We start from the raw sequence: 22,296 nt of genomic DNA, 5'->3' as shown, positions 1-22,296 counted from the left end.
CCGAATTGAAGATGCCGGGAACCGTAGGAGATGGCCGCAAGCTATATCGCCAATGGCAATCCGGACACGATTTCTCCGTGCAGGGCGCGTCTGCCAACAACCCACGCGGCACCAATGGTCGGCAAACAAAACCCCGTCATGAAAACCGTGACGATCCTGTCACGAAAACCGTGACGAAAATGGCCGCAGTGTCATGAAAACCGTGACGGCCTGTCCCGAAAAGCGTGACGAAAGTGGGCTTTTTGACACCTCAACTGTCACGGTTTTCGTGACATCCTTATCCTACCAGACCTATGTGGCCGGAGTCTCCCATGCAGCATAGCCTGTTTGACTGGTCCCCACCTTGCCAGATCGTCCTGTTTCCAATGAGCAAACGTGTTGGGCGCATTCGATCGACAGCTGAGAAGATGCTGGCGAAATCGACTGACCGGCACGCCGACAGTTACCGCGATCAGGTCACTTTGGCCCTCATCAACCATCTTTGCCGGCTGGAAGTCCCGCAGATCGACCAGGATAAGCAGGTCGGCGCTTTTTGGTCGGCGGTTGATGTCGAGATGATCCGGCAGACCCGTCGCGGCCAGCGGCCCGGCGGAAACGCGGCATGAGCAACAATGACATCGTACCGATGAGGAGGCGTGCATGACCGACGATCTCACCACGCTGCCCGTCTTCAACTACGCCCACCTGAGCACCGCACAGGCGAAGCTTGCGAAAGAGGCCGCTGAGTTCATCGGCGATCGGCGGCGAAGAATGTCGACCTCGGTGCTGGAAATCGGCGCCAAGCTGAACGACGTGAAAGACAGCCTCGGCCACGGTCATTTCACCGCCTGGGTGGAGTCGGAATTCCCGATGACGATCCGAACGGCTCAGGACTATATGCTGGCTGCCGAAAAGCTCGGTTCCAAAAACGAAGTTACTTCGTATTTGCCGGTGACCACCTTAATCGAAATGGCGAAGGCACCGGGCCCTGTTCGTGACGATCTCCTGCACCGCATTGATGAGGGGCAGAAGCTCGCACAGCCGCTCCCGGTCAGGGCGGTGAACTACATCCTTTCCAACGCAAAGGACGTCGAGAAGGCAGCCAAAGAGGCTGCGCGGATATCCCCAGAGGCCAAAGCCAAAGCGAAGGTGCGGGAGAAAGCCAATAAACAGCGCTGGGCCCGCGAGAACGAGAAGCATCGGCAAAGGCGGGAAGCGGAACAGAAGATTCAGCAGCGGGCCGATTATGCGCTCGCTGTGCTACTCATCAGCCGTTTTCAGGACGATCTCGACACGCTCAAGCTGGCTTTCGAAAAAGCCAGGCAGCATTATCTTTCTGGCCTTCTCTCCAACCCGTATGGCTCCCGCCTGGAGGGCTTTCGACGAGTTCCAAATGATCGCCCGTACGAATGGGATGATGAGGCATGAACGACGCCCTTCGCGATGCGGTTATCGAAACTGCGGCAAGACGGGCCTACATATTGCTTGCAGCATGGTGCTGCGGGGGCAGTGGCCTATTCCTCATAGAAGGTCTGGGCTTCTTGTGAACAACAGGCCGATCCACGAGCATCGTCGCGATCGGGATCCGTTCCGGTGGAGCCGCACGTTGGCGGATCATCAAGAACATATCGACAAATTTTCTGACATCCAAAGGCATGATGACCTCCCATCACCAGCCCTCCCGCCTCAGCACCCTATGCTCATGCAAAGTCGCTGGCGTGTAAATTCGACCTACCGCAAAAGATTTTCTTCCCCTGCGATCCGCAAGATGACCGCGCCCGCTTACCGCACCGCCGCCGTCTGGATCGACCAAGCCTTAGGATGCCTGTCCGAAGCGGTCTGCGGCCTCGACCGCAGTTCGTATCCTGCGGCGCAGTGCGATATTCTCGGCCAGCATCTGTTCTGTGCGTTCAATCGCGAGCTCGGTCCGCTTCATGCGCTCCCTGGCGTTGGCGAGTTCCAACGTCAAAATATCGGCCGCGTGGTGGGGTTTCATGCTGGTCATCATGATTGCGTAACTCATGGCGGGCCGGTTCGTTCCGGTTTGGTTCCGGAATTCGGGGCGGGCAGCCAATGAGCGAGATCGAACGCGCGCGCTGCAGCCTGCAGGCAGCAATCAAAGCTACTGAAGTCGCATTGAACACGCTGGTTGATCAGTTGCACGCCTTGGATGCAACCGACCAACTGAAGTCTGTTGAGCACGAATGGGAGACGCTGCCGGAATGGGCACACCAGCCAGAGTTCCTGACCCCGAAGCAGGCCGGTCATCTGGCAAGACGTCATGAGACCACCATCCTCAGATGGTGCGAGAATGGATTCATCGGCACCAATACCAGGGTTGGCGGCAGACATCGGATTACGAAGCGCGAGCTCTTCGAATACCTCGCCGTTCGAAACGAACATTGATGCAGGTTTTGCAGTTTTCAGTGCAGGTTTTGCAGTTTTCTCGAAATGACTGAGTGATGCCGTTGAGGTAGATTCCTCGTTATAGAAACGTGGAACCTCGACGATGGATCTCAAAGCCGTTTTAAATCTGGTGCGCCGGCAGACGAATACCTTTGCTGATCTTAGCGCCGCCTTGGCGCAAATCGATATTGCTGGCGCGGAAGCGGCGGCCGAGGCGTTGGAGGCCGAGCGTCGGCGCATCCTGCTTGACGGGTCCGATAAGCAACTCGCCGAGGTCGAGGACCGCATCACTACCGCGAACCGTGACATCGAGCGCCTCTATGCTGCCAAGGACGAACTAGAGCGTCGCACCGAGCAGGCCCGCAATTCAGAGGCAGACCAGATCAAGGTTGCTCGATACCAAGCCGCAAAGGCCCAGGCTGATGCGGCCGCCAAGGCGCTGACGAAGGAATACCCCGAGATCGCCCGCAAATTCGCTGCCCTTATCAAGACGGTAGCCGAGGCGCAAACCGCAATCGAACAGGCAAACCAGAGTCTCCCTGATGGTGTGCCGCCGCTGCTGGATCCCGAGTTCGCGGTGCGTGGCAAGCCCGGCGAACCGGAGCGAACCCTCAAATCTGAGGAGGTCGCACTCTGGTGCTATGCCAACGCATCGGGCATCCAGGTCCTTCCTCAGGAGAAGCAGCTAGAATTGGATGCTCGCTCCAAAGGCTCGGATCTAGGAACGGTCAGTAGCGGCAGCGGCGGAGGCTACACCAGCGTTATAAGGCGCCGGCTGGTCAAGCGCTCCTATCTTCCCGCCTCCCAGACCGAGAGGCCCGACAGCATCTTCACCATTGCTATGCCCGGGCTCAGGGTAGGCGACGTGCCCTTCTGGCAGGCGGTGCCGTATTCCGATCTGCGTTCAGTGCGAGCCAATCTGGACAAAATCGCCTCAATGCGTCCCGCACCTGCGGTAAACGATAGCAACATCCGCATCGAATACACCGACGAGATCCCAAGCGCCGAACCTGCCATGGCAGAGGCGGCCGAGTAAGCTCAATGGGCGGTCCTTCCCATTTCGCAACGGAGACGGACGGCTTCGGCTGCCCGGTCTCACTCCATGTCGACCGAGGCTGCGGGGCCGTCCGGTTGGCTAGGGCTGGGTGTGGATCTACGGCTGCACTCAGCCCGTTCGTCTTCATGAAAGGCGCGGCCGACTTCCTTTCGTCGGCAATGCGTCGCGGCCAGGGCGGTAGCGATATCCACCTTGGCCGCACCGATTGCCAGCGCGTTGTTTCGTCATGGCGCGTAGGCAAAGCAGGCGGGGTGGCACTTGGTGCTGCTGCTCTGCCTGCATCCATCCATCGGGCAATCCAAGGTACTTCCCAGACCACAGACAGGATGAGGGGCGGCAGCGCGCGATCCCTCTCTAGCCACAAGTGTACAGAACTTGTGCATGGCCACGCGCAACCATCTCAAACCCTTTTGCATCGCGGCTTCTGTCGCAATCGAGAAGTAAAGTCATGTCAAGCTTGATGACCTTTGCGGAATATGCGCAAGCCATCGGCGTCAACGCGTCTACGGTCTCGCGAGGCGTCAAGAACGGCACCATCCCGGTTGTCGAATTGGCGGACGGCCAACGCAAGATCGACCGCAGCGCTGCCGATTCTGCACGGCGTCTCAACGGCAATATTGCGCGCGGACACGGCGGGCGTGCTGATCGCGCCGTTCGCCGCCAAGCCGAATGGAAAGCGAAGTCAGAGACCGGCTACGAACCGAGCGTCCTGGCGATGCTGAACGCCATGCGCACCTTATGGCCCCCACTCATGAAACAGTCGATGGGGGTGCTCGGCGCAGCCGAGATAGACCAGGCGCGGGCAGTCTTAGCCCTCTCACAGATGACCGCATACATCGCCGCCATGGTCCACCAGGAGTCGTCCAGAGTTCGGGACTACCGCCAGGTTTTGCAACCGGAAACGCTACCGACATTCGAGAATGAGAAGGCACAGGCCTTCTATTTGAAGTGGTGTGACCATGAAGGCGACTGCCCGGCTTGGACCGACGAGGCCGAAGCCGACGGCCTACCCGGCGGAATGGAGGTCGCAGAACTCATGTGCGACGCCGGCCACGCGGCACGACCCTAGAGAAGGATTTTAGACCATGATCCCCACAACATTCTCGGCACACTGGCGCCGCGCCGTCGAAACTGGCGATGCAGCTTTCACGAACGATGAAGACGCGATCGGTTTCTTCCACGCCACTCAGCACCGAGGTAGCGGGGTTTTCTTCCAGCTATCGATGGACGAGAGGGATCACCTAGCGGATTTGAGGAGCTCATATCCCGCCGAGTCCTCGGAAGCGAACACCCGCGCTATCTATGGAATTACGCCAGCCAATTCGGCGCCTGCCTCCGAGGTACCCGCAGCGGCGCTTGGCAGCACGGCAACCCGTTTCGATTTCTTCCGACGTGCCAAGTCCGAAACTCCCAAGCCTCAGACGGTGTCATGGGACGCCGCAATCGCGCGCGCCAACGGCAAGTTTAACGGGATGGCCTCGGACATCTACGCCCGCCGCAATGGCAAGGGGGACTGATCATGGCCAAAACCATCACGCAACGCATTGCGCTCGACGGCGGCAAGGATATCGCGAGCCAGCTCAAAGCCCTTGGCGCGGCCGGAGAAAAAGCGTTCAAGGACATCAAGGCTGCCGTGGACAAAGCGAATTTTGCCAAGTTTAGCGCCAGCCTGTCGAAGGTGCGGTCTGACCTGGCGAACGTCGCGAAGAACGTTGCCTTGCTCGGCACCGGCCTTGCTTCTGGTGCGACGGCGGCTGGCGCGGCAATGTTCAGCTTGGCCAAGAGTGGCGCTGAGGCCGCCGACGCGGCGGGCAAAGGCGCGCAAAAAGCCGGCCTGCAAATTGACGCTTATCAGCGATTGGCATTTGCAGCGAAGCAGGCCGACGTCGGCAATGACCAATTCGTCGCCGGTATGTCGCGGCTGAACAAGGCAATTGCCGAAGCGGCCGGCCAGACCGCCAAAACCGATAAGGCTTTCGATGACTCAGGCGTGAGTGTGCAGCGCTTCGGCGGCAAGGTCGACAAGACGGCGGACGCGACCAAGAAGGCCGGAACCGTCTTCGACCGGCTCGGCGTCAAGATCAAGGACGCCAACGGCAAGTTGCGCCCGACCGAGGCTATCATAGGGGATCTCGCAGAGGCATTTTCCCGATTGGAAGACGGCCCGGTCAAGGTCGCGCTGGGGATGGAGATTTTCGGCAAATCGTTCGCCGAACTCATCCCGTTCCTAAACCAGGGTCGAGATGGAATCCGCGACCTCGGGAAAGAGGCGGAAAAGCTGGGGTTCCTGTTCACGCCTGCCGACGCGGCATTGGGCGACTCGCTGGGTGACATGCTGGATTCTCTGTCTGCGGCCCTCTTCGGCGTCAGAAAGAAACTTGGCCTGTTGTTCGCACCGCTCGTCCTGGTCGGCGCCCAAGCGTTCCGGGATCTGATCGTGGACAACAAGGACGCCATTCTGCAGTTCGGCGCTGAGGCTGCCCGCGTTACCGCCGGTGTCCTGGGCGATCTCCTGCACCTGCTAAGCGGCAACACCGCAGCCATCAAAAATCCATGGATCAAGGAATGGTCGGCCGCCGTCATCCAGTTCGGCAACGACGTCGCGGGCGTCTTTAACGGGCTCGTCCTGCCGGCCTTCCGGCTGCTCCGAGACGGCGCGCAGTTCGTTGCCGACCAGATCAACCGCGTATTCGGCACCGACATCACTGCCGGCGAGCTGGCACTCGGAACCGCGATCCTTTCGGCCGTGGGTGCATTCACACTGCTGGCGTCAAGCATCGGTGCAGTGGTGGCAGGCATAGGTTTCCTGGCCGGTCTGGTGGGGGGCATCCCGCTGGCGGTTGCCGCAGCGGCGGTATCGGCGGGAGTCCTGATAGGCGTCTTCTGGGAGGAAATCAAAGCCGGGGTCTCGGCCGCGTGGCAGTTCATCACCGGCGGCGCAGCCGTGGCCTGGCAGGCCATTGTCGACGGCGCCACAGGGCTCTGGCAGGGCATTGTTGCCGCCTTCGGCGAAGGCCAGCAAGCGGCGGTCGATGCGTTCAACGGCATTGTGGATGCCATCCTGTCGGTCTGGAATGGCCTTATCGATAAGCTCGGCCAGATTGCGCAGGCGATCGTCGAGCGGATCGCGGGCTGGTTTGGCACGTTGCCAGCGCGGATCACCGCCGTCTTCAACAGCCTGGTCAGCATCGCCAGCAGCGTCCTCAACCGCGTGTCGTCGCTGGTCGACAGCATCGTTTCGAAGATCCAGTCGGCCATCAATCTGGCGAAGCAGCTCGTCGGGTTGGGCGGTGACAGTGGCGGCGGCGGGACGCAGGGTTTCCGTTCCGGTGGCGTCGTGCGCGGTCCTGGTGGACCGAGGACCGATAGCATCCTGGCGCGCTTGTCGGCTGGCGAATTCGTCATCCAGGCTCGCGCGGTGCAACGTCTCGGCGTTGATTTCCTCGCTGCCCTCAACTCGGGCGTCGACCCGCTCCGGGCGCTTCGCGGCTTCAGCGTCGGTGGCGTGGTGGACAACTTCAACCGGTCGATGTCCATTCCGCGCTTCGCTGGCGGCGGCCTTGCCACTGCCAATCTTGCGCCGGCCTCGTCTTCCTCGAAGAGGACGCCTCTGCTTCTGCAATTCAATGGCGGCACACCGATCGACGATATCACCATCGGCGATATCGCAATGAATAGGCTCGAAAGGGAGTGGGTGAGGCACCAGCAAACCAGCCTTGGCAGGAGGCCAAGCCGATGAACGAGAGACCCGAAGCTTGGTGGCGAGCCCCACCGGAACACGTCGAGCGGGTAGAAGAGAACCGCCGCGACTTTCAGGAACAGTTCGGCGACTTTGCTGCAGCGGAGGCCGAGGGCTATTGGCTCGGCTGCTCGCCGGATGGCCAGTTCTTCGGTCTCCAGTTCACTCGCCCTGATGGGTCGGTGCTGCGGATGACGATTGCCGCTGCGAACATGGATCAGTTTTTCACCGAGCTTGCCGGCGCGATGGAATACATGGGCCAGCGGTGGCTTGAGCACTCCGAGCCTAGGGGAGTCGCATGATGCCAGCGCTGGCCTTCCTCGCATCGCTCGCCGTCGTCGGCGCGCTGCTGTTTCACTGAGGGTGGCCCCGGAGGGGCGTGGGTCATAGCCGATATCCTGCGGCGTCGAGCACGATCAGAACGAGGGCACACACCGCCAAAAGTGCGAATAGGCATCCGATAACTAAGATGCGATAAGGCATCCAGGGTCCGGTGCGGTCATGTTGAAGCGTTGTTATTTTCTGGGCAATTAGGTTTGCCCCCAGGTTCAGCGCGACAATGAAAGCGATCCCGGCTAGCCATCCGCCCCAGCTATGCATAGAAAAAACTATCTCCGCTGGGGCGCCGTAGCGGTGTATTCGTGCACAGGAGTTGCCCTGGCGTTGTTTCGCCACTCATCACTGCTTTGCCATATCCTCCAAGACGCAAATAGGGCAGCCCTATCACCCAAGTTCTCCTGTTTGTTGCTTGAGATATTCCACCATTGAGTAGTGAACCGCCCGACGGAATCGACGCCACTGGTGGCGAAACTCATAAGCCAGCCCTCCGCCGTTTGGGCAAGCAATCCCGCCAAATTGGTGCGCTCATGGAGGCTAGGAAACGACTGGTCACCCGAAAGTGGTTCGATTGCCCAATTGGTCCCAAAGGACAGGCATTCACTCTTTGGACTACCGAAAATCATCCGGGGGTGTGGTTCTTCGCCAACCGTAACCATTCCAATGAGCCGGCCATCTCCGTCTTGTGGAGCAAGCACAATTCCGAGATTCCTTGTTCTCGTGCCGAAAGCCACTAACTCCCCCGAGTCCGTATCGGCAAATCTTTTAATAGTCGCGTCACCAAGCACCTGCATGACTTCCCCCTCAGTTGACGGTTTGCTCGATCGTAATTCGCTTCCCCCGCGACAACAGCACCAGCAATCCTAGAATAATATCGCCGAACACCCAGATCCAGAGCAAGATGCCTATGGCAATGCTGCCGCCGATCGCAGTTCCGACATGCGACGCAGCGTCAGTTGTCGCCTGATATTGTTGACTCGCACCTTTAATTCCGGCGAACATCCACAGGCCCATCAGCGCATTGAAGGCCAAGAACATCCACCAAAACAGCATTCCGAAGAAGCCGCGCTTTCTGGTCTCGATACGCTCAATATGCGGCATATTTCCCCCCTTGCAGATTAGTACGGCTCGACTGTCCCATCGTCGTAGACCACCTTGTTGATTGCTACTTCGACCGTAGCTGTGCCAGCGGCTACCGGCCCAATCATCTTGCTATAGGCGTCGTCGTTCAAGAATTGGTTGTCCTCCCAAAACAAGAACGTTGGACTTGTCTCTGTGCCGCCCGGCCTGATGCTGACATCCAACTTGCTCTCTCCGTTGAGGATCACATCGCCGAACGCATCCTTGATTGAAACCACTAAAGCCAGGGCTGACACTCTCTTGGGCGAGGTGTTGGCAAACGACATGTGGAGTTCGATCCGAGGGCTGAAAACCTGCTGTTCGTAATTTTTGTCCTGGATATCGAATCGAGCGTTGGCGAGAGTAACGGGCGAAGCAGACTTCGATGCTGTTTCTACCGGCGATGCCGTGCCCGTGTGCAGGCCATCGTAACATGCCAGCCGGTCAGCATCGTTTAAAAGCTGCCGGCAGTTTTCGACGCCCTGAAGCGTTTGAGCTTCTGCAGCACCAGCGATCATTGCTAGTGCAAACGATACGAATTTCCCCCAACCCACAGCACTATGCCCCCCAGCCAGTTCGCTAATACTTGCGCAAGTGGCGCGCGGGCGCAAGCCGCCTCCCCTTTCGGTGTAGATTACAAGTTGCCGCCGCTAATCGCCCGATCGCAGTCTGAGAATTCCTTTGATCACCGTCCCCTCCGGTCCAAAGAGGGAATAGGCATTGGTGCACTCCTCATACGACAGTTGCGCGCGATCCGGGTGGCCAGCGAAAGGCACCACATTTGAGAGGAACGAACTCTCTCCTTCGTTCGCGGTGACTATGATCGAGCTAGGAGTGTTAGGCAGTCCAACGGACACGGCTATTTCCATGGCCTTTTGCGGATCGAGTTCATAAGCAGGGCATTTTGAAGAATACCAAAGTGCATTTGAGAAGGCCCCGCGTCTTGCGTCGGCATGCGCTTGTGTGATGCCGGCCAACAAAACTAGTGCGGCAGTTCTGACCAATCGTTTCATCGTCAGCAAAGGCTCTCGCACGGGATTCCATCCTTGTCGCGATCAAGCTTGCCGCCCCATGGGCAGTTGGCCAGATACCAGTTCGCCTCGTCGCACGAGCTGATCTGCGGGCAGGTTCGCCTTGGCTGGCACGAATAGCTCTGCGCAACCTGTCTGTTGATGAGCCCTAGAGGCTGGTTGGTGATTGCCGAGGAGGAAGGATCGCCGCTACCGTGCCCAGCACGCCATTCCCACGGGATCTGAAACCTTCCGACCCACAGCCCCACTTTTGCCGCCTCGGCCTTCTCCTGCTGCGCGGCATAGGCACCGTGGCTGTATTTGGGCCAGTCGAGCGCATGGCCGTGCTCGACCATCCAGGCGGCCACGCTGGCAAGATCCGCACGCCGGCAGTCTCCCACAAACCGGTTGTAGCGGTCCCACGCGACGAAGGTGCATGTAACCGGCCTCGCAGCGGCCAGGAAACCGTCGAGCGCTGCTGCGGCCTTCGCACCGCACCGGTAGAGGCGGCCCTCGGCGTCATCGCATTGCTGGGCGGACTCGGGTGCGTCGACACCGTTGACGCGGATACGCTGTCCATGAATCTCGATCGTGTCACCGTCTATGACGGCGGCAACACCGGCGATCGGCGCCGGCTTCGGTGCGACCCAGCTGGAAACGTGGAGGTCTGGCGCGACGTCACTGTGCTCCTCGACAAAAAGCGCCACGAAGGCAGCCATAGCAGCAATCGTAACGAATACGAGCCGCTTTGGAACGCTTGCGAGCACTCGCGCACGTCGCCGCTGCGCACCTTGCCGCCTGCGCCACTGGTCAGCCCGATTGTCGTATCGTGACTTGTCCACGCTAGCGACCCCTCTCCAATACCTACCAGTCGTGCCAAGAAGCCAAGGACCAATATTCCTGCAATCAGATTGGCGCTGGGTTGATGCCGGAGGCTCTCAATTGCGCGCCAAGCTTTGCTCGAGTGGCGCAAGAGGCCTTGTCACCGCCGATGCATTTGTTGTTCGCATCTGACCAGTCGAGCAGAGCGGTGTTGATCCAGCTACCGGGTGCGCGCTGGATTCCATAGGGGGTAGGTGTCGCACCAGAGGCAACGGCGGATGCAGCGGCAGCGCCTCGTCCGCGCGGCGAGCGCTTCCAGCCGCTGATGATCAGGCAGTTCTTCATATATTGATCTTCGGCAGCCAAGTTGCCCAGCGCATTGCCGATCCCCGCACCAGCAACAAAGGCGGGGGATCCGATGGCAAGATAGCCTTGGTCTACTGATCCTTTTCGCATCTCGCACTGAGCGTGCGCGACCTCGAAACTTGGCCCGTAGCCAATTTGCATGTAATCAGCTTGATTGCTTGTTTGACAGCCGCACAGCGGCACAATGGCAACGAGTGCCATCAACGTTTTTCTTTTCATCCCCAAGCCCTCCCAAGGCCGCAGATCAGCATCTCCTAAAGTTATTATTTGTGCAAGTGACGACCGTTGTTCTGGTAAATTCCCCACGGACGCTATTATCTGCCCGGTAGCCGTTGCGGTCGTGCTGGCAACGTCGTGTAGCTGGTGCGCTAACCCAGAACCTGGATGGTGGCTTTAAATGCGCGACAGCGACCTCAAGGATCGCCCTGGCCGAGGAACCCCATTGAAGGAATGCAGCGACGGCTGCGAGGATGACTTATTGATGTGAGCGGCCGGCATCAACTCGACGCTGTGCCTCGGTCGCATGCCATTCAAAGTCGATTGAGCCCTCGGCGGCTTTGTGAAAATACTGAGAGCAGACAAGCCATCCTTTGAGAGGCCGGAGCAGCAGGACACAAGCGCCAATAGTCATAGGCAAGCTTGTTAAGATGTGGATCCAGAAGGGAGGCTCAAACCGCAGCTGTAGCCAGAGCGCGAAGGCCATAGCGGGAAACGCAACTATCGACATCGAAAAGAACGCCGGGCCGTCAGCCGGATCGGCGAAGGAAAAATCTAGCCCGCATATGTCACAGCGAGGCGCCAGCTTCAGATACCCGGCAAATAGGTGCCCCTGCTGACAACGCGGGCACAACCCTTTGAATCCTGTCACGATTGGGTTGGTGGTTTCGATGTGCTCAACCATGAGGCCTAACTTGGCCGAAGACGCATAGTTCCGCTGGTCGTTCCGACTTCGCGACCTCATTCAGAACAATCAACGCAGCATATCGTTTGGCTACGTCGGCGAATCCTTGGTCCTTCGACGGGGATTCTATTTGCCTGGGCGCAAGTGATACTCGCAACCAATCTTTGCCGCCGCTCGTTGACCTATGCTGGTTGATCCCAGCACTCCAGACCCTGCCCGCTGGCCTTACGGCTGGCGGGCTTTTTGCGTTCTGGGCTACGCCTTAATGCTCGGCGCCGGCGGCTTGACGGCTGAACTCAATTGCAATCGCTCGACTGTCGCCACGATGGCGGCGGCCAGCGCCTCAGCCTCGTCAAGCAGGCCCGGTCCATAGATCCCGTTCACGGCCTCCTCGCTGGGCAGAACGCCCGGCGGACAGTGGTCCTCGATCGTTTCTCTGATCAGCCGCAGCGCGGCTCTGCAATCGGGATCGTTCTTCATGGGGCATCGAACCCGGCGCCACGGTAAAAGTTCCGGAACCATTTTAGCTTAAGCTTATTGAATCGCGGTTCCACGAGTCCAAGGCATGCGTTTGAAGTTCATTTCGCCGATGATGCCAACCTTGGTGGAGAAACCTCCCGAGGGCGGTGATTGGCTGCATGAGGTCAAGTTCGATGGCTACCGCTCCCAGCTCGTGATCGATGCCGGCGGCCCTCGAATTTTCACTCGGCGCGGCCTGGACTGGACATCGAAATATCGCGACCTCGCAAAGGCCGCCGCCGCCCTCGGTGTAGAGAATGCCGTCATCGACGGCGAGATCATCGTGTTGAACGATGCTGGCCTGTCCCACTTCTCGGCGCTGCGCAAGGCGATCACCAGTCGCCAGCACGACCTCTACTTCGTCGCTTTCGACTTGCTGCACATCAACGGCCATGACCTCCGTGACATGCCGTTGGAGGATCGGCGCGAGATCCTTGCCGCGATGATCCCTGAGGGACAGCATATCCAATTCAGTCAGCCGATGCCCGGCGATGCCGCCAGCATCTTCCAACTTGTCGACCAAGCTGGCCTTGAGGGCATGGTGTCGAAGCGTCGCGATAGCAAATATCGGAGCGGACCAACGACAAACTGGCTAAAGGCCAAAAGCTATGCCGTCGGCGAGTTTGACCTTCTCGGGGTCGAGCGGGAGCCTGGCAAGCCGGCATTCGCTCTCATGGCAGAGCGAGGCACGGGGCGCTATGTCGGCTCGGCCTTCATCACCCTGAACCGGGAGACGCGCGAACGCCTCTGGAAGCGCGTCCAGAACCACGCAGGAGCAGCACCGAAGGGCATGAAGCGGTCGGCAACCCAATGGGTAAAACCGGGGATCATCGCCCGCGTGAAGCACTTGCGCGGCGAACAGGATTTGCGGCACGCATCGCTGCAGGACTTCAGAGAGGAGGAACCTGATGCCAATTAGACGAAAAGCTGTGGACGCCGGGATTTTTGATGGTGCCGAACTAGCCTTGCTAGGGCGGGTTTTCGACCAACTCAAACGCGTCGACGAGCATTCACCTGATGCGCACGGTCGATTGGCCTCCCGAATCATCGCCAACTACATGGCAGGCATCAGAGACGAGGCCGAACTTGTATCGCTCTCGAAGCAGGCGCTAGGACGCTAGACAGATGGCGGTCGCCAAGAAAGATCAGGAGCGCGTCACCTATGCCTGGATGTATGGCGCCCAGGCGCGCAAGGACTGCAAGGAACGCTCAGTGCCGGAGTACTGGGAAGAGCAGGCCGACGCTTGGCTGCAAGGCTTTGACGACCTTCCTTTGGCCGACGCCGGAAAGGTCAAGCCTGTCAGTGACCAGATGGAAGCGGAAGTTGATGAGGCCGGCGTCGAGCGTTAGAGCGGCTTGCCGGCGCGCAACATGGCCCGCGCAATTGCGAGTTGCGTCTCCAGCTTGGCGCTCTCTTTCTGCGTCATGTTGTCGGCGGCGATGAGCCGTTTAAACGCCCGCATTGTCTCGCCTCGCTTCCATCCCGCTTCCAGCATGCAATCGACGATTGCCTGAAATCCGGGCTCCATTGCCTCTTGGCAGTCGATGGCCCGGTCCTGATATTCTCCCTGTCGTTTCGGCGGACTGATCATCTTGCCCCCTGCAAATACTGGTCGCCATGCTCTCGGTGCCCGGAACAGAACCAGTGTGACTCTTGCCGTGGCTTGGCAAATCCGAACGGAGCACGCATGCCACATCTTGCAAACTCGCAAACATGGTTTTCGATCCGCGACCGCTCGCGCGGCGCTGCCGTCATCCCCTCCGCAAGCCTCAGCGGTTCGTCGCTCATAGGGGGTTGATCGGGCCGACCAAGGCGGGATGGTCATTGGGCTGCTTGTTGATCAGAGTTGCGTTGACGTCGCGACCGACGCGGTTGAACTGCAGTTGACCGTCGATGTCGTGGCTGAGAATGTCTTTCAGGTAGTCCTTGGGCGTCGTCGGATCCAGCCACGCGTCATAGTAGGTTTGGTCGAGGATCACCGGCTGCCGATCGTGCAGGTTCTTCATCGGCTCGCCGGCCGGCTCTGTTATGATGGTGCAACTGGTGATGTCGAGGTTCGAATTGTATGCCCACAGGCCGGCAAACGAGAACGGCGCGTGTCCGGGCAGATAGATATGCCAAGGGTCCTTCTTGCCGTCGGCCGGCGAGATGGTCCATTCGTAGAAGCCGTCGGCCGGGATCAGACAGCGCTTTGACTTGAACGCGTCACGGAAGGCCGGGGCCGTATCGACGCCTTCGATCCTGGCATTGAACATTGCCGCCTTGGGCATCTCTTTCGCCCAGAACGGCACGAGCCACCAGCGGCCTTCGCGGAGTTTGTGATTGCCATCCTCGCCGGCCGTGACGAACGGGACTTCCTCGGTTGGCGCAATGTTGTAGCGAGGGGCGTCGTTGCGGCCAGTCTCCGCCGGCGCGGTCAGCCGATATAGGCGATGGATCTCAGACCAGGTCAGGTACCTGGTATAGCGGCCGCACATGCTCAATCGACCAATTCAAGCAAGAGATAATTGTCCGGCACGGCATCTGGAGGCCAATTGGCGCAGCATGCGGCGATAGCGGCCTTGTTGGCCTCGATCCAAACACTTGCAGCATCGTCCTCTTCCGCTGTGGGTTCCTCATCGGCAGCAAAGCTGGCGTCGTCCCAGCCTTCCAAGGCAAACAATCCACCTGCGGCTTGCTGGGCCGAGATGCCGGCCGCAGCGAAGACGGCCTTTGCCGCCTCGACGCCGCGCTCCTGCTCCTCAGGTGAAGCGCCTTTGATCTCTAAGCGAAGCTGCATGTTCGCCTCCTGTGGTTATCCTGTCGCCAGTGAACAAAATGAGAACGGTTGAGTCAAGAGCCTCTTGACCTGCGAGGAATATGTTCCTTTTCTAGAGGGATGGCACACGATCCGATCGACACGCTGGGCAAGGCGACGCGGCACAACATGCTTGTGAAGGCCGAATGCAGTTGCGGCAATGTCCGCTACTGCAGATCAGCCGATCTCATGATGGTCTACGGCGGCGGCGTCGATCCTCTGAAGCTGAAATTCGACTGCAACCGGTGCAAGCCATCGATCAAGATCACGCTGCTTGAGGTCCACCCCGAGCACCTTCCCAAGCGCCTGATGATTCACAAACCGATGAAGGTCGACGGCAAGATCCATTGGCACACCGAGCGGTTTAGGGGATAGCCTGGCCAGGTCGAAACCCTCAAAGCGTTGTCTCAGGCTGAAATCAAGCGCTTTCTGGTGGCAGCGGAAGCGCTGCACCTCAGCGTGTCTGAATGACCGTTTGCAGAACTAAGTCCGAACGCATGCTCTCCATGTTGTCGGCGATCTCAGCCAAAATCTTCCCTGCGTCCTCGTCCATTCCGAATCGCTCCTTTTTGCGTTACCCGAATTCATGCCGACAGAACCGGCATATGCGCGCGTCCGCCTTCACCATCTCTGCACAATCCGGGCATTGCTTTTCGATGATCGGCCCAAAGGTCTTTGAGGGTGGCCCTGCGTCGACCACTTGCACCCTCTGGTACTGAGCCGGTGGCCTTCCGTTCCCAAGAGCGATCATCAAGAGGCCGGCAAGTATTGGCGAAATGAGAAGCGATAGAAAGAACCAACCGGTGCCGTTGCGATCTCGTCTATTGGCCGCAATGCCGACGATCATCGACAGACCGAACCAAAATAGCAGAATCCCCATGGTGCGTACCCCAGCAGAAAAAGAACAATCGCGCAGACAACAGGGACACGCAAGCGGGCTCTTTCGAAGGGGAACGCCAGCCACTTACTTTATTAATGAGAGAAACGTCACGCCACCTATAGCAAGACAAACGATAGATCCGACCACGGCGCCGATTGAGCCCCAGCGAATTATTTCACCGAGGAGTTTCAGACGCTTTGACTCAGGTGTGTCGCGTATGAACGGCGCTTCCCATACAGAATCCTCTTCGGCGATCGACAGCGAGAAATAGATTTGGCTGAAATAGGCCAACCCAGGGGCAATCACAGTCAATAGCAGGCTTGCGAAAAGCCAGTAGAGAATCGAGTTAAATGTCGTCAAGTGTTCCGGTTGTTCGGCCAATCGGGTGTAATTAGCGCTGTAAAAGCCCAAAGCAGCGGCCACGCCACCAGCTGCCACAAGAGCTGGTGCCCTCATAGCACTGTTAGAAAAGGACAGAACCTGGGAGGTTGTATTTTCAAGAGCCGTGCGCCTAGCGTCGTGGGCCCGTTCAGCCGCACGGATTCGAAGATCGTAGCTTTTTTCAGTCTCAGGTGTTTCGGCCACTTTATTTCCTCAACCTCACGCCAGCTCCGCCACCATTTTCAGCTATGAACTCGACGCCGGCGGACTCGAGGGCGCGGCAGACAGCATCGACGTTGTTTGCCATTCCAACCGCCGGCCCGTCGCTGCCTTCCATGCGCTTGACGGTCGGAACCGACACCTTCGATTGCTCGGCTAACTGTGGTTGCGTCATGCCGACGAGAGTCCGCGCAGCAGCGATTTGTCGGCCTGTAGGCTTATCCATCCGGATCAACTTTATCTAAAAGTGTTGACGTTTGTATAACGGTGATCTATTCGTATCACCGCAATACGAAAACATCAACTGGAGCAAACACCATGCCGAACACCCATGTTCCGGCGGCCGGCGAAGCCATGCCCGCTGTCGAGGGAATGCACATCTTCACCGGACGGTTTTCCCGCCGCGCCATGCTCATCGGCGCGATTGCCTCCATTCCGGCTATGGCGGGCGCTTTAGCGGCTGAAGCGCCAGCGGACGATATGCCCGACGCTGAATTCGCCGCGCTCGACTGGAAGCCTTGGGAACATTACGAGGGCGAATTCGTGCCGCCGACCAATGACGAATGGATCGAGGCGATAAATCCCACGCTCGTCGCAATCCGCTTAGCGTGGGCTGTTATGTACAAAACCAAGCCCGAATTGATCACGATGCTCAACGAGATGGATAAGGAGCCGACCGGCGAAGGGGAAACGCTTGCCGCGATGATGGTGGGGCAGATCGAAGATGCGAGAATACGCATCGAAGCGCTCCACGACACACTTTGCGGTGCTTTCGCCCGTTGCGCCGTCGCTGTAAAATCCACAGGTGCAGCATGAACGCCCTCGGCACGTTGAAGCCCTACGGCATGCCAGCCGGTATGGACCCGCGCACGTGGCGCCAGGAAGTCGGCAAGCGCATCAACGAACTTCTAGACCAGTCTATGGCGCTGATCACCGCGCTCGACCTCATGGAAGCAGATTGCGACCTGGAAGACACCGCCGACGACGAACCATCGCTCGGCTGGACGGCGCGCGGCGGGCCCGGCGACACATGCGATCTGGAGCTAGACAACGCCGACGATGAGGACGGCCACGACGCCGAGCCATCGGAAGACGGCGAAACCGTCCAGTGGGCTCTCAATCCGCTGGTCTCGCAGGACTGCCCGGCGTTCCACGGGAATTAACCACTAACTGGTTGATGAGATCAGGCCCGGCGGCTTCGGCTTCCGGGCCTTTTTGTGCCCGGTGCCTGCTTACAATGATGCTTACACGAACGATTTCTGAGGCGCCCCCTTGCAGTAGGCCGGGCGGCTTCTGCGATGCGTCTTATATTAGCAAGAAACGATATATTAACGGCTGTGACGCACCCTTCCACATCACGGGGACGCGAAAACCACCTCCCTCATCGACGTTACAACGCGCGCCCTTGGAGCGTCGGAAAGCGCTCGACCAATGCGGAGCAAACGCATGAGTGTCGTCGGAGCAGCTCTCGAACAATTGCTGCGGTTGATTCATCGCCGAACTCTTAAAATAGCAGCGTTGCCGGAGGATGAAAGGGATTCACACTACGATCTCATCCGCCTGTCATGTTGCGCAGCCGCCGAGTACATTGGGCAAAGTCCCGACGAGGCAGCCATCACGGCAAACGATATGGTTCAGTTTGTTCGCGCACTGGTCGGAATCATTGAGGTGGGCGGCGGATCAGACCAAGAGCGAAGCGCCGATCGGCCGGCGCCGACGCGACATTTTGGTAGCCGGGAGAATAGCACTACTGGAATGTAGGATTGCGATGCAAAGCGGCAGGCCCCGGCGGCCGGTATTCTTCACATGCGTTCCGGATTATTCGGGAATTCGACCGGCGGCGGAAAAGGCAGAGCGGTCTGACCTGGCTCGGCAACTCAGGTGGCCGGGCTTTTCACAGCCTGTTCGGCCGCCTTGATACCTCGGTCAATTCTAGCCGTCAGAACGAAAAGGAAGTTCCCTAGTGCCTCAGCAAACTCAACAGCCTGCTTTGCTTCCTCAGGCGAAACGTGGGGTCTGGTGTCGTCGGCGTGCCTCGGGCGATTAGAGCCGAGCCTGACCGAATGCGCCCACTTAGCCATTCCCTCGGTTAGAAGGTTTTTCTTTAGGGCTTCGTCGATACGCGCATACAGACTGCCTTCGGTAAGCTCATGTTTTTTCAGCATGGCGTCCACAGCGCTACCGGCCATTACCGCTGCTGCATCTGGGGCACGAAGCGTCTCGAACGCTTGTTGAAGGAATGTCCTTGCGGGCTCTGGGATATCTGCGTGCGCAATTTTTGCATCGGGGAAGATAGCCGTGGCTTGCATTCGTCCATCTTTTTCATAGCGCATTCGCATCGAGATAATCCCTGAACAGGAATTGCAGCGATAGGCTGCCCAGCGCTCTTCTGCGACGCTCTTCCAGTGGTCCGACCAAGTTCGATTTACATCCGGGCTTGCGATGTCACAGTGAGGGCAGCGACCAAGGTCGAGGAGCTTGTCACCTGGAACTTTTCCCCCGGCCGTCGTCGCCACTGTTGAATACGCCAAAATCCCCCTCCTGTGTCGCGTCCATGTCGCGTGGACCTGCCGATAGTCGCAGGAAACCGTTGGAAATCAACGGTAGCCAGTTGCAACATGATGCGACATCCCAAGCAAGTAATGCGACCACTTGGACCGCATGCAAGTTGTTGAAATGGCGTCGAAAAGTAATGGTAGCGGGAGAGGGACTTGAACCCCCGACCCCAGGATTATGATTCCCGTGCTCTAACCAACTGAGCTACCCCGCCAGGGCGGCGAAAGGCCCGAAATCCGCCTCAAATCGAAAGGCATGTCGGGGGCGTTCGCCAAGGTCGCGCGGATATAAGGTTGGGAGGGTGAGCCTGTCAAGCTTCGAAGCAACCGGCTTGCCGGCTTATCGTCATTATCGAAAAGCTTTGCCGTGCGGACATTTGGTTGCCGCCGCCGGGGTTGAGTTCGAAGGGGCACGTCGCTATGTCTCGGCCACGAGTTTTTAGAGTTTGAAACAGATGAAGCCGCGCATAGCAGTCCTCGGTTGCGGATACTGGGGCAGCAACCACATCCGCACTCTCAAGGCGCTCGGCGCGCTGCACGCGGTCTCCGATACCAACCGGGCCCGCGCAGAAGGCTTCGCCAGCGAGCAGGACTGCCTGGCGATCGAGCCGGACCAGTTGTTCGTCCGTGACGATATCGACGCCATCGTCATGGCACTGCCGCCGCAATTCCATGCCGACCTTGCCGTGCGTGCCGTCGAGAGCGGCAAGGACGTGCTGGTGGAAAAGCCGATCGCGCTGACGGTGGCGGATGCCGAGCGTGCGGTGCAGGCGGCCAAGGACAATGGCCGCGTCTTCATGGTCGGCCATGTGTTGCGGTTCCATCCCGCCTTCGAGACGCTGAAAGGGCTGATCGACAAGGGCGAACTCGGCGAAGTCCGCTACATCCACTCGCACCGGCTCGGCCTCGGCAAGTTCCACACCGAGAACGACGCGCTGTGGGACCTGGCGCCGCACGATCTGTCGATGATCCTGGCGATCACCGGCACAGAGCCGATCGAGGTGCGCGGCGAGGGCGCGGCGCTCCTCGACAATCTCAGCGACTTCGCGCATCTGCACATGCGCTTTCCCAACGGCCTGCGCAGCCATCTCTTCACCTCGCGTCTCAATCCCTATCGCGAGCGGCGGCTGACCGTGGTCGGCACCAAGGCGATGGCGGTGTTCGACGATGTCGAGCCATGGGAACGCAAGCTAGCCGTCTACCGCCACGCGGTGTGGCAGGACAGCGGCCAATGGGCCTTCACCACCAATGAGCCGTCCTATGTGGCGGTTGCCCAGGGCATGCCGCTGACACGCGAGCTTGAGCATTTCATCCAGTGCATCGAGACGCGTGCCGAACCGCGCACCAGCGGCGAGGAAGCCATCAGGGTGCTGCGCATCCTGACCGCCGGCACGGTCACCCACACCAAGTCGAATTCCTGAAGCGCGGATTTATTCGGCGGGTATCTTATTCGGCAGGTATCTGGGCCGGCCTGGCGGCCAGCCGGGTCAGCATGGCCTCGGCCTCGGGGCCACGCTCCGAACGCTCGATGAAGCCGCCGCCGAACACGCGGGCCTCGTTGCCGTCATCGGAGTAGAGCACGCAGGCCTGGCCCGGCGCGATGCCGGACTCGCCGTCGACCAGTTCCACCCATGTGGCACCGGCACGATGATGCAGCACGGCCGAACGCGGCGGCCGCGTCGAGCGGACCTTGGCGAACAGTTCCAGGCCGCCAGCGGGGACGTCTGTGAGCGGTCCGTCGCCCAGCCAGTTCATATTGCGCAGATAGATCTTGTGCGTCTCCAGCGCCTCGCGCGGGCCAACCACGACGCGAGCGCGGTCGGCGTCGAGATGGACGACGTAAAGCGGCTCGCCGGAAGCGATGCCGATGCCGCGGCGCTGGCCGATCGTGTAGCGCAGGATGCCCTCATGGCGGCCGAGCACGCGGCCGTCGATGTGGACGATGTCGCCCGGATTGGCTGCGGTTGGCTTCAGCTTGGCGATGATGTCGGAATACTTGCCCTGCGGCACGAAGCATATGTCCTGGCTGTCCTGCTTGGCGGCAACCGCCAGCCCCATCTCCTCGGCGATGGCGCGAACCTGAGGCTTCGACAGGCCGCCGAGGGGAAAGCGCAGATAATCGATCTGCGCCTGCGTGGTGGCGAACAGGAAATAGCTCTGGTCGCGGTCGGCGTCGACCGGACGGTAGAGAGCGCGGTGGGCGCCATTGGCGCCGGAACGGATGTAGTGGCCGGTGGCCAGCGCGTCGGCGCCGAGCTCCTTGGCGGTGGCCAAGAGGTCGGCGAACTTCACCGTCTGATTGCAGGAAACGCACGGGATCGGCGTCTCGCCGGCGACGTAGCTCTCGGCGAAGGGATCGATGACCGCCTTGCGGAAGCGTTCCTCGTAGTCGAGCACATAATGCGGGATGCCGAGCGTCTCGGAGACACGGCGGGCATCGTCGATGTCCTGCCCGGCGCAGCATGAGCCGGCCCGGTGCGTCGCCGCGCCATGGTCGTAGAGCTGCAAGGTGACGCCGACGACGTCGTAGCCCTCGCGTTTCAGCAGGCCGGCTACGACCGAGGAATCGACACCGCCCGACATGGCGACGACGATGCGGGTGTTTTCGGGACGTCCGGGAAGATCGAGACTGTTCATGATGCTTTCGTTCTGCGCGGCGCCTCAATGCCAATGTCGAGAATATAGGTCAAGCTTTACCGGCGCGCCAGCGTGCAGGGCGATTCACCGGTCGCGGCCGATCTTCGGCAAGGGATGCATTTTCCCCGGCAAATCAGGGTGTGCGGGCAGATGTTTCAAATGCCGGCGAAAAGACTAACGCGGCGTTCATGATCCTTACCTAGTCATTAGGGTCTGCTTAGGCAATTTTTAAAGCTGTGGCGGTAACGTGGCGGGGATTGGGTCTTTGAGTTTTTTGTAGAGAGTACGATGACCGATCTGGTTAGACCGAGAGTCAAATATGTTATCGGGCCTGACGGCAGCCCTCTTACGATTGCCGATCTGCCGCCGACCAATACACGTCGCTGGGTTATCCGGCGTAAGGCGGAAGTGGTTGCGGCCGTGCGCGGCGGGCTTTTGAGCCTGGACGAGGCATGCCAACGCTACAAGCTCACCACCGAGGAATTCCTGTCCTGGCAGGCGTCGATCGACGAATATGGCCTTGCCGGGCTGCGCACGACGCGCATCCAGCAATACCGGCACTAACCATTGCG

General features: G+C 59.5%; 33 protein-coding genes and 1 tRNA gene. 19 read left to right on the top strand and 15 right to left on the bottom strand.

All coding sequences use genetic code 11. From position 1 onward, the window contains the following. From EOA16_RS32595 to EOA16_RS10330, 10 genes are all read left to right on the top strand, one after another. On the top strand, positions 1 to 197 hold a 197-nt coding region (locus EOA16_RS32595), incomplete at its 5' end, for a hypothetical protein (RefSeq protein ID WP_206517326.1). A gap of 114 nt (positions 198 to 311) precedes the next feature. Next, complete coding sequence (locus EOA16_RS10370; RefSeq protein ID WP_127257642.1) at positions 312 to 605, top strand: DUF6074 family protein; 294 nt, start codon at positions 312 to 314, stop codon at positions 603 to 605. Between the two features lie 34 nt (positions 606 to 639). Beyond that, complete coding sequence (locus EOA16_RS10365; RefSeq protein WP_127257640.1) at positions 640 to 1,407, top strand: DUF3102 domain-containing protein; 768 nt, start codon at positions 640 to 642, stop codon at positions 1,405 to 1,407. A gap of 178 nt (positions 1,408 to 1,585) precedes the next feature. Beyond that, complete coding sequence (locus EOA16_RS32590) at positions 1,586 to 2,056, top strand: hypothetical protein (RefSeq protein ID WP_164754204.1); 471 nt, start codon at positions 1,586 to 1,588, stop codon at positions 2,054 to 2,056. After that, the gene (locus EOA16_RS10355) at positions 2,053 to 2,385 is read left to right on the top strand and encodes a helix-turn-helix domain-containing protein (protein WP_127257638.1); all 333 of its coding nucleotides are present in this window, start codon (positions 2,053 to 2,055) and stop codon (positions 2,383 to 2,385) included. Before EOA16_RS32590 ends, EOA16_RS10355 begins: the two co-directional genes overlap by 4 nt. Before the next feature lie 103 nt (positions 2,386 to 2,488). Next, positions 2,489 to 3,421 (top strand): hypothetical protein, encoded by a 933-nt coding sequence (locus tag EOA16_RS10350; protein ID WP_127257636.1) that lies wholly within the window; start codon positions 2,489 to 2,491, stop codon positions 3,419 to 3,421. 469 nt (positions 3,422 to 3,890) lie between these two features. Continuing rightward, on the top strand, positions 3,891 to 4,511 hold the full coding sequence (locus EOA16_RS10345) for a hypothetical protein (protein ID WP_127257634.1): 621 nt from the start codon (positions 3,891 to 3,893) through the stop codon (positions 4,509 to 4,511). 16 nt (positions 4,512 to 4,527) lie between these two features. Further along, positions 4,528 to 4,959 (top strand): hypothetical protein, encoded by a 432-nt coding sequence (locus EOA16_RS10340; protein ID WP_127257632.1) that lies wholly within the window; start codon positions 4,528 to 4,530, stop codon positions 4,957 to 4,959. 2 nt (positions 4,960 to 4,961) lie between these two features. Further along, positions 4,962 to 7,181 (top strand): hypothetical protein, encoded by a 2,220-nt coding sequence (locus EOA16_RS10335; RefSeq protein WP_127257630.1) that lies wholly within the window; start codon positions 4,962 to 4,964, stop codon positions 7,179 to 7,181. Continuing rightward, the gene (locus tag EOA16_RS10330) at positions 7,178 to 7,483 is read left to right on the top strand and encodes a hypothetical protein (RefSeq protein WP_127257628.1); all 306 of its coding nucleotides are present in this window, start codon (positions 7,178 to 7,180) and stop codon (positions 7,481 to 7,483) included. The genes EOA16_RS10335 and EOA16_RS10330 overlap by 4 nt, the downstream gene beginning before the upstream one ends. A gap of 838 nt (positions 7,484 to 8,321) precedes the next feature. On the opposite strand, the gene EOA16_RS10325 is transcribed toward EOA16_RS10330, so the two are convergent. The 7 genes from EOA16_RS10325 to EOA16_RS10295 form a co-directional block, all read right to left on the bottom strand. Then, positions 8,322 to 8,618: a hypothetical protein gene (locus EOA16_RS10325; RefSeq protein WP_127257626.1), complete on the bottom strand. Its 297-nt coding sequence runs from the start codon at positions 8,616 to 8,618 to the stop codon at positions 8,322 to 8,324. A 17-nt stretch (positions 8,619 to 8,635) separates the two neighbouring features. Continuing rightward, a complete protein-coding gene (locus tag EOA16_RS10320) occupies positions 8,636 to 9,247 on the bottom strand; it encodes a hypothetical protein (protein ID WP_127257625.1) in 612 nt (203 codons plus the stop codon). A 39-nt stretch (positions 9,248 to 9,286) separates the two neighbouring features. Then, positions 9,287 to 9,649: a hypothetical protein gene (locus EOA16_RS10315; RefSeq protein WP_164754203.1), complete on the bottom strand. Its 363-nt coding sequence runs from the start codon at positions 9,647 to 9,649 to the stop codon at positions 9,287 to 9,289. A gap of 2 nt (positions 9,650 to 9,651) precedes the next feature. After that, the gene (locus EOA16_RS10310; protein ID WP_127257621.1) at positions 9,652 to 10,365 is read right to left on the bottom strand and encodes a thermonuclease family protein; all 714 of its coding nucleotides are present in this window, start codon (positions 10,363 to 10,365) and stop codon (positions 9,652 to 9,654) included. A gap of 187 nt (positions 10,366 to 10,552) precedes the next feature. Next, the gene (locus EOA16_RS10305; RefSeq protein ID WP_127257619.1) at positions 10,553 to 11,053 is read right to left on the bottom strand and encodes a hypothetical protein; all 501 of its coding nucleotides are present in this window, start codon (positions 11,051 to 11,053) and stop codon (positions 10,553 to 10,555) included. A gap of 256 nt (positions 11,054 to 11,309) precedes the next feature. Next, positions 11,310 to 11,735, bottom strand: coding sequence for a DUF983 domain-containing protein (locus tag EOA16_RS10300; RefSeq protein ID WP_127257617.1), 426 nt, complete (start codon positions 11,733 to 11,735; stop codon positions 11,310 to 11,312). Positions 11,736 to 11,990: 255 nt separating this feature from the next. Next, positions 11,991 to 12,215 (bottom strand): hypothetical protein, encoded by a 225-nt coding sequence (locus EOA16_RS10295; protein ID WP_127257615.1) that lies wholly within the window; start codon positions 12,213 to 12,215, stop codon positions 11,991 to 11,993. A gap of 85 nt (positions 12,216 to 12,300) precedes the next feature. Between EOA16_RS10295 and EOA16_RS10290 the strand changes: the two genes are divergently transcribed. Genes EOA16_RS10290 through EOA16_RS10280 form a run of 3 tightly spaced genes read left to right on the top strand, consistent with a single transcriptional unit; the run spans position 12,301 to position 13,604 of the window. Further along, positions 12,301 to 13,173 carry an ATP-dependent DNA ligase gene (locus tag EOA16_RS10290; protein ID WP_127257613.1) on the top strand — a complete coding sequence of 291 codons (873 nt, stop codon included), beginning with the start codon at positions 12,301 to 12,303 and terminating at the stop codon, positions 13,171 to 13,173. Beyond that, complete coding sequence (locus EOA16_RS10285) at positions 13,163 to 13,375, top strand: hypothetical protein (RefSeq protein WP_127257611.1); 213 nt, start codon at positions 13,163 to 13,165, stop codon at positions 13,373 to 13,375. The genes EOA16_RS10290 and EOA16_RS10285 overlap by 11 nt, the downstream gene beginning before the upstream one ends. A gap of 4 nt (positions 13,376 to 13,379) precedes the next feature. Next, a complete protein-coding gene (locus EOA16_RS10280) occupies positions 13,380 to 13,604 on the top strand; it encodes a hypothetical protein (RefSeq protein ID WP_127257609.1) in 225 nt (74 codons plus the stop codon). Here EOA16_RS10280 and EOA16_RS10275 read toward each other — a convergent pair. From EOA16_RS10275 to EOA16_RS10265, 3 genes are all read right to left on the bottom strand, one after another. Continuing rightward, entirely contained in the window at positions 13,601 to 13,846 is a 246-nt protein-coding gene (locus EOA16_RS10275; RefSeq protein WP_127257607.1) for a hypothetical protein, read from the bottom strand. The genes EOA16_RS10280 and EOA16_RS10275 overlap by 4 nt on opposite strands. A 193-nt stretch (positions 13,847 to 14,039) precedes the next feature. Continuing rightward, on the bottom strand, positions 14,040 to 14,732 hold the full coding sequence (locus tag EOA16_RS10270) for an SOS response-associated peptidase (protein ID WP_127257605.1): 693 nt from the start codon (positions 14,730 to 14,732) through the stop codon (positions 14,040 to 14,042). A gap of 2 nt (positions 14,733 to 14,734) precedes the next feature. Next, a complete protein-coding gene (locus EOA16_RS10265) occupies positions 14,735 to 15,034 on the bottom strand; it encodes a hypothetical protein (RefSeq protein ID WP_127257603.1) in 300 nt (99 codons plus the stop codon). Between the two features lie 99 nt (positions 15,035 to 15,133). Here EOA16_RS10265 and EOA16_RS10260 point away from each other — a divergent pair, with 99 nt between their 5' ends. Further along, positions 15,134 to 15,427 (top strand): hypothetical protein, encoded by a 294-nt coding sequence (locus EOA16_RS10260; RefSeq protein WP_127257601.1) that lies wholly within the window; start codon positions 15,134 to 15,136, stop codon positions 15,425 to 15,427. 589 nt (positions 15,428 to 16,016) lie between these two features. On the opposite strand, the gene EOA16_RS10250 is transcribed toward EOA16_RS10260, so the two are convergent. Together EOA16_RS10250 and EOA16_RS33100 are read right to left on the bottom strand one after the other, a co-directional pair. Then, on the bottom strand, positions 16,017 to 16,517 hold the full coding sequence (locus EOA16_RS10250) for a hypothetical protein (RefSeq protein ID WP_127257599.1): 501 nt from the start codon (positions 16,515 to 16,517) through the stop codon (positions 16,017 to 16,019). Between the two features lies 1 nt (position 16,518). Further along, positions 16,519 to 16,767, bottom strand: coding sequence for a helix-turn-helix transcriptional regulator (locus tag EOA16_RS33100; protein ID WP_127257597.1), 249 nt, complete (start codon positions 16,765 to 16,767; stop codon positions 16,519 to 16,521). A gap of 83 nt (positions 16,768 to 16,850) precedes the next feature. On the opposite strand from EOA16_RS33100, the gene EOA16_RS10240 reads away from it, so the two are divergent. The 3 genes from EOA16_RS10240 to EOA16_RS10230 all read left to right on the top strand — a co-directional run bounded on the left by EOA16_RS10240 (position 16,851) and on the right by EOA16_RS10230 (position 18,293). Then, entirely contained in the window at positions 16,851 to 17,348 is a 498-nt protein-coding gene (locus EOA16_RS10240; RefSeq protein WP_127257595.1) for a hypothetical protein, read from the top strand. Further along, the gene (locus EOA16_RS10235) at positions 17,345 to 17,695 is read left to right on the top strand and encodes a hypothetical protein (RefSeq protein ID WP_127257593.1); all 351 of its coding nucleotides are present in this window, start codon (positions 17,345 to 17,347) and stop codon (positions 17,693 to 17,695) included. Before EOA16_RS10240 ends, EOA16_RS10235 begins: the two co-directional genes overlap by 4 nt. 283 nt (positions 17,696 to 17,978) lie before the next feature. Beyond that, on the top strand, positions 17,979 to 18,293 hold the full coding sequence (locus EOA16_RS10230) for a hypothetical protein (RefSeq protein ID WP_127257592.1): 315 nt from the start codon (positions 17,979 to 17,981) through the stop codon (positions 18,291 to 18,293). 116 nt (positions 18,294 to 18,409) lie between these two features. Here the strand turns inward: EOA16_RS10230 and EOA16_RS10225 are convergent, their stop codons facing one another. Both EOA16_RS10225 and EOA16_RS10220 read right to left on the bottom strand, forming a co-directional pair. Further along, positions 18,410 to 18,871: a DUF4145 domain-containing protein gene (locus tag EOA16_RS10225; RefSeq protein WP_164754201.1), complete on the bottom strand. Its 462-nt coding sequence runs from the start codon at positions 18,869 to 18,871 to the stop codon at positions 18,410 to 18,412. A 354-nt stretch (positions 18,872 to 19,225) separates the two neighbouring features. After that, positions 19,226 to 19,302 (bottom strand) — tRNA-Met (locus tag EOA16_RS10220). A 240-nt stretch (positions 19,303 to 19,542) separates the two neighbouring features. On the opposite strand from EOA16_RS10220, the gene EOA16_RS10215 reads away from it, so the two are divergent. Next, positions 19,543 to 20,508 carry a Gfo/Idh/MocA family oxidoreductase gene (locus EOA16_RS10215; protein ID WP_024504501.1) on the top strand — a complete coding sequence of 322 codons (966 nt, stop codon included), beginning with the start codon at positions 19,543 to 19,545 and terminating at the stop codon, positions 20,506 to 20,508. Between the two features lie 25 nt (positions 20,509 to 20,533). On the opposite strand, the gene mnmA is transcribed toward EOA16_RS10215, so the two are convergent. Then, entirely contained in the window at positions 20,534 to 21,724 is a 1,191-nt protein-coding gene (gene mnmA / locus EOA16_RS10210) for a tRNA 2-thiouridine(34) synthase MnmA (protein WP_127257588.1), read from the bottom strand. Positions 21,725 to 22,012: 288 nt separating this feature from the next. Here mnmA and EOA16_RS10205 point away from each other — a divergent pair, with 288 nt between their 5' ends. Continuing rightward, positions 22,013 to 22,288 (top strand): DUF1153 domain-containing protein, encoded by a 276-nt coding sequence (locus EOA16_RS10205; protein WP_013529904.1) that lies wholly within the window; start codon positions 22,013 to 22,015, stop codon positions 22,286 to 22,288. The last annotated feature ends 8 nt before the right edge of the window (positions 22,289 to 22,296 follow it).

It is taken from the genome of Mesorhizobium sp. M7A.F.Ca.US.008.03.1.1 (genome assembly GCF_003997495.1).
GTDB lineage: Bacteria > Pseudomonadota > Alphaproteobacteria > Rhizobiales > Rhizobiaceae > Mesorhizobium.
This window is presented reverse-complemented; position numbering and strand designations above follow the sequence as displayed.

What these genes read in the sequence shown, in the direction of transcription:
- EOA16_RS10370 (WP_127257642.1), top strand. Translation starts at nt 312, where the DNA reads ATGCAGCATAGCCTGTTTGACTGGTCCCCACCTTGCCAGATCGTCCTG.
- EOA16_RS10365 (WP_127257640.1), top strand. Translation starts at nt 640, where the DNA reads ATGACCGACGATCTCACCACGCTGCCCGTCTTCAACTACGCCCACCTG.
- EOA16_RS10355 (WP_127257638.1), top strand. Translation starts at nt 2,053, where the DNA reads ATGAGCGAGATCGAACGCGCGCGCTGCAGCCTGCAGGCAGCAATCAAA.
- EOA16_RS10350 (WP_127257636.1), top strand. Translation starts at nt 2,489, where the DNA reads ATGGATCTCAAAGCCGTTTTAAATCTGGTGCGCCGGCAGACGAATACC.
- EOA16_RS10345 (WP_127257634.1), top strand. Translation starts at nt 3,891, where the DNA reads ATGTCAAGCTTGATGACCTTTGCGGAATATGCGCAAGCCATCGGCGTC.
- EOA16_RS10340 (WP_127257632.1), top strand. Translation starts at nt 4,528, where the DNA reads ATGATCCCCACAACATTCTCGGCACACTGGCGCCGCGCCGTCGAAACT.
- EOA16_RS10335 (WP_127257630.1), top strand. Translation starts at nt 4,962, where the DNA reads ATGGCCAAAACCATCACGCAACGCATTGCGCTCGACGGCGGCAAGGAT.
- EOA16_RS10330 (WP_127257628.1), top strand. Translation starts at nt 7,178, where the DNA reads ATGAACGAGAGACCCGAAGCTTGGTGGCGAGCCCCACCGGAACACGTC.
- EOA16_RS10325 (WP_127257626.1), bottom strand. Translation starts at nt 8,618, where the DNA reads ATGCCGCATATTGAGCGTATCGAGACCAGAAAGCGCGGCTTCTTCGGA.
- EOA16_RS10315 (WP_164754203.1), bottom strand. Translation starts at nt 9,649, where the DNA reads ATGAAACGATTGGTCAGAACTGCCGCACTAGTTTTGTTGGCCGGCATC.
- EOA16_RS10310 (WP_127257621.1), bottom strand. Translation starts at nt 10,365, where the DNA reads ATGGCTGCCTTCGTGGCGCTTTTTGTCGAGGAGCACAGTGACGTCGCG.
- EOA16_RS10305 (WP_127257619.1), bottom strand. Translation starts at nt 11,053, where the DNA reads ATGAAAAGAAAAACGTTGATGGCACTCGTTGCCATTGTGCCGCTGTGC.
- EOA16_RS10300 (WP_127257617.1), bottom strand. Translation starts at nt 11,735, where the DNA reads ATGGTTGAGCACATCGAAACCACCAACCCAATCGTGACAGGATTCAAA.
- EOA16_RS10295 (WP_127257615.1), bottom strand. Translation starts at nt 12,215, where the DNA reads ATGAAGAACGATCCCGATTGCAGAGCCGCGCTGCGGCTGATCAGAGAA.
- EOA16_RS10290 (WP_127257613.1), top strand. Translation starts at nt 12,301, where the DNA reads ATGCGTTTGAAGTTCATTTCGCCGATGATGCCAACCTTGGTGGAGAAA.
- EOA16_RS10285 (WP_127257611.1), top strand. Translation starts at nt 13,163, where the DNA reads ATGCCAATTAGACGAAAAGCTGTGGACGCCGGGATTTTTGATGGTGCC.
- EOA16_RS10280 (WP_127257609.1), top strand. Translation starts at nt 13,380, where the DNA reads ATGGCGGTCGCCAAGAAAGATCAGGAGCGCGTCACCTATGCCTGGATG.
- EOA16_RS10275 (WP_127257607.1), bottom strand. Translation starts at nt 13,846, where the DNA reads ATGATCAGTCCGCCGAAACGACAGGGAGAATATCAGGACCGGGCCATC.
- EOA16_RS10270 (WP_127257605.1), bottom strand. Translation starts at nt 14,732, where the DNA reads ATGTGCGGCCGCTATACCAGGTACCTGACCTGGTCTGAGATCCATCGC.
- EOA16_RS10265 (WP_127257603.1), bottom strand. Translation starts at nt 15,034, where the DNA reads ATGCAGCTTCGCTTAGAGATCAAAGGCGCTTCACCTGAGGAGCAGGAG.
- EOA16_RS10260 (WP_127257601.1), top strand. Translation starts at nt 15,134, where the DNA reads ATGGCACACGATCCGATCGACACGCTGGGCAAGGCGACGCGGCACAAC.
- EOA16_RS10240 (WP_127257595.1), top strand. Translation starts at nt 16,851, where the DNA reads ATGCCGAACACCCATGTTCCGGCGGCCGGCGAAGCCATGCCCGCTGTC.
- EOA16_RS10235 (WP_127257593.1), top strand. Translation starts at nt 17,345, where the DNA reads ATGAACGCCCTCGGCACGTTGAAGCCCTACGGCATGCCAGCCGGTATG.
- EOA16_RS10230 (WP_127257592.1), top strand. Translation starts at nt 17,979, where the DNA reads ATGAGTGTCGTCGGAGCAGCTCTCGAACAATTGCTGCGGTTGATTCAT.
- EOA16_RS10225 (WP_164754201.1), bottom strand. Translation starts at nt 18,871, where the DNA reads ATGCGAATGCGCTATGAAAAAGATGGACGAATGCAAGCCACGGCTATC.
- EOA16_RS10215 (WP_024504501.1), top strand. Translation starts at nt 19,543, where the DNA reads ATGAAGCCGCGCATAGCAGTCCTCGGTTGCGGATACTGGGGCAGCAAC.
- mnmA (WP_127257588.1), bottom strand. Translation starts at nt 21,724, where the DNA reads ATGAACAGTCTCGATCTTCCCGGACGTCCCGAAAACACCCGCATCGTC.
- EOA16_RS10205 (WP_013529904.1), top strand. Translation starts at nt 22,013, where the DNA reads ATGACCGATCTGGTTAGACCGAGAGTCAAATATGTTATCGGGCCTGAC.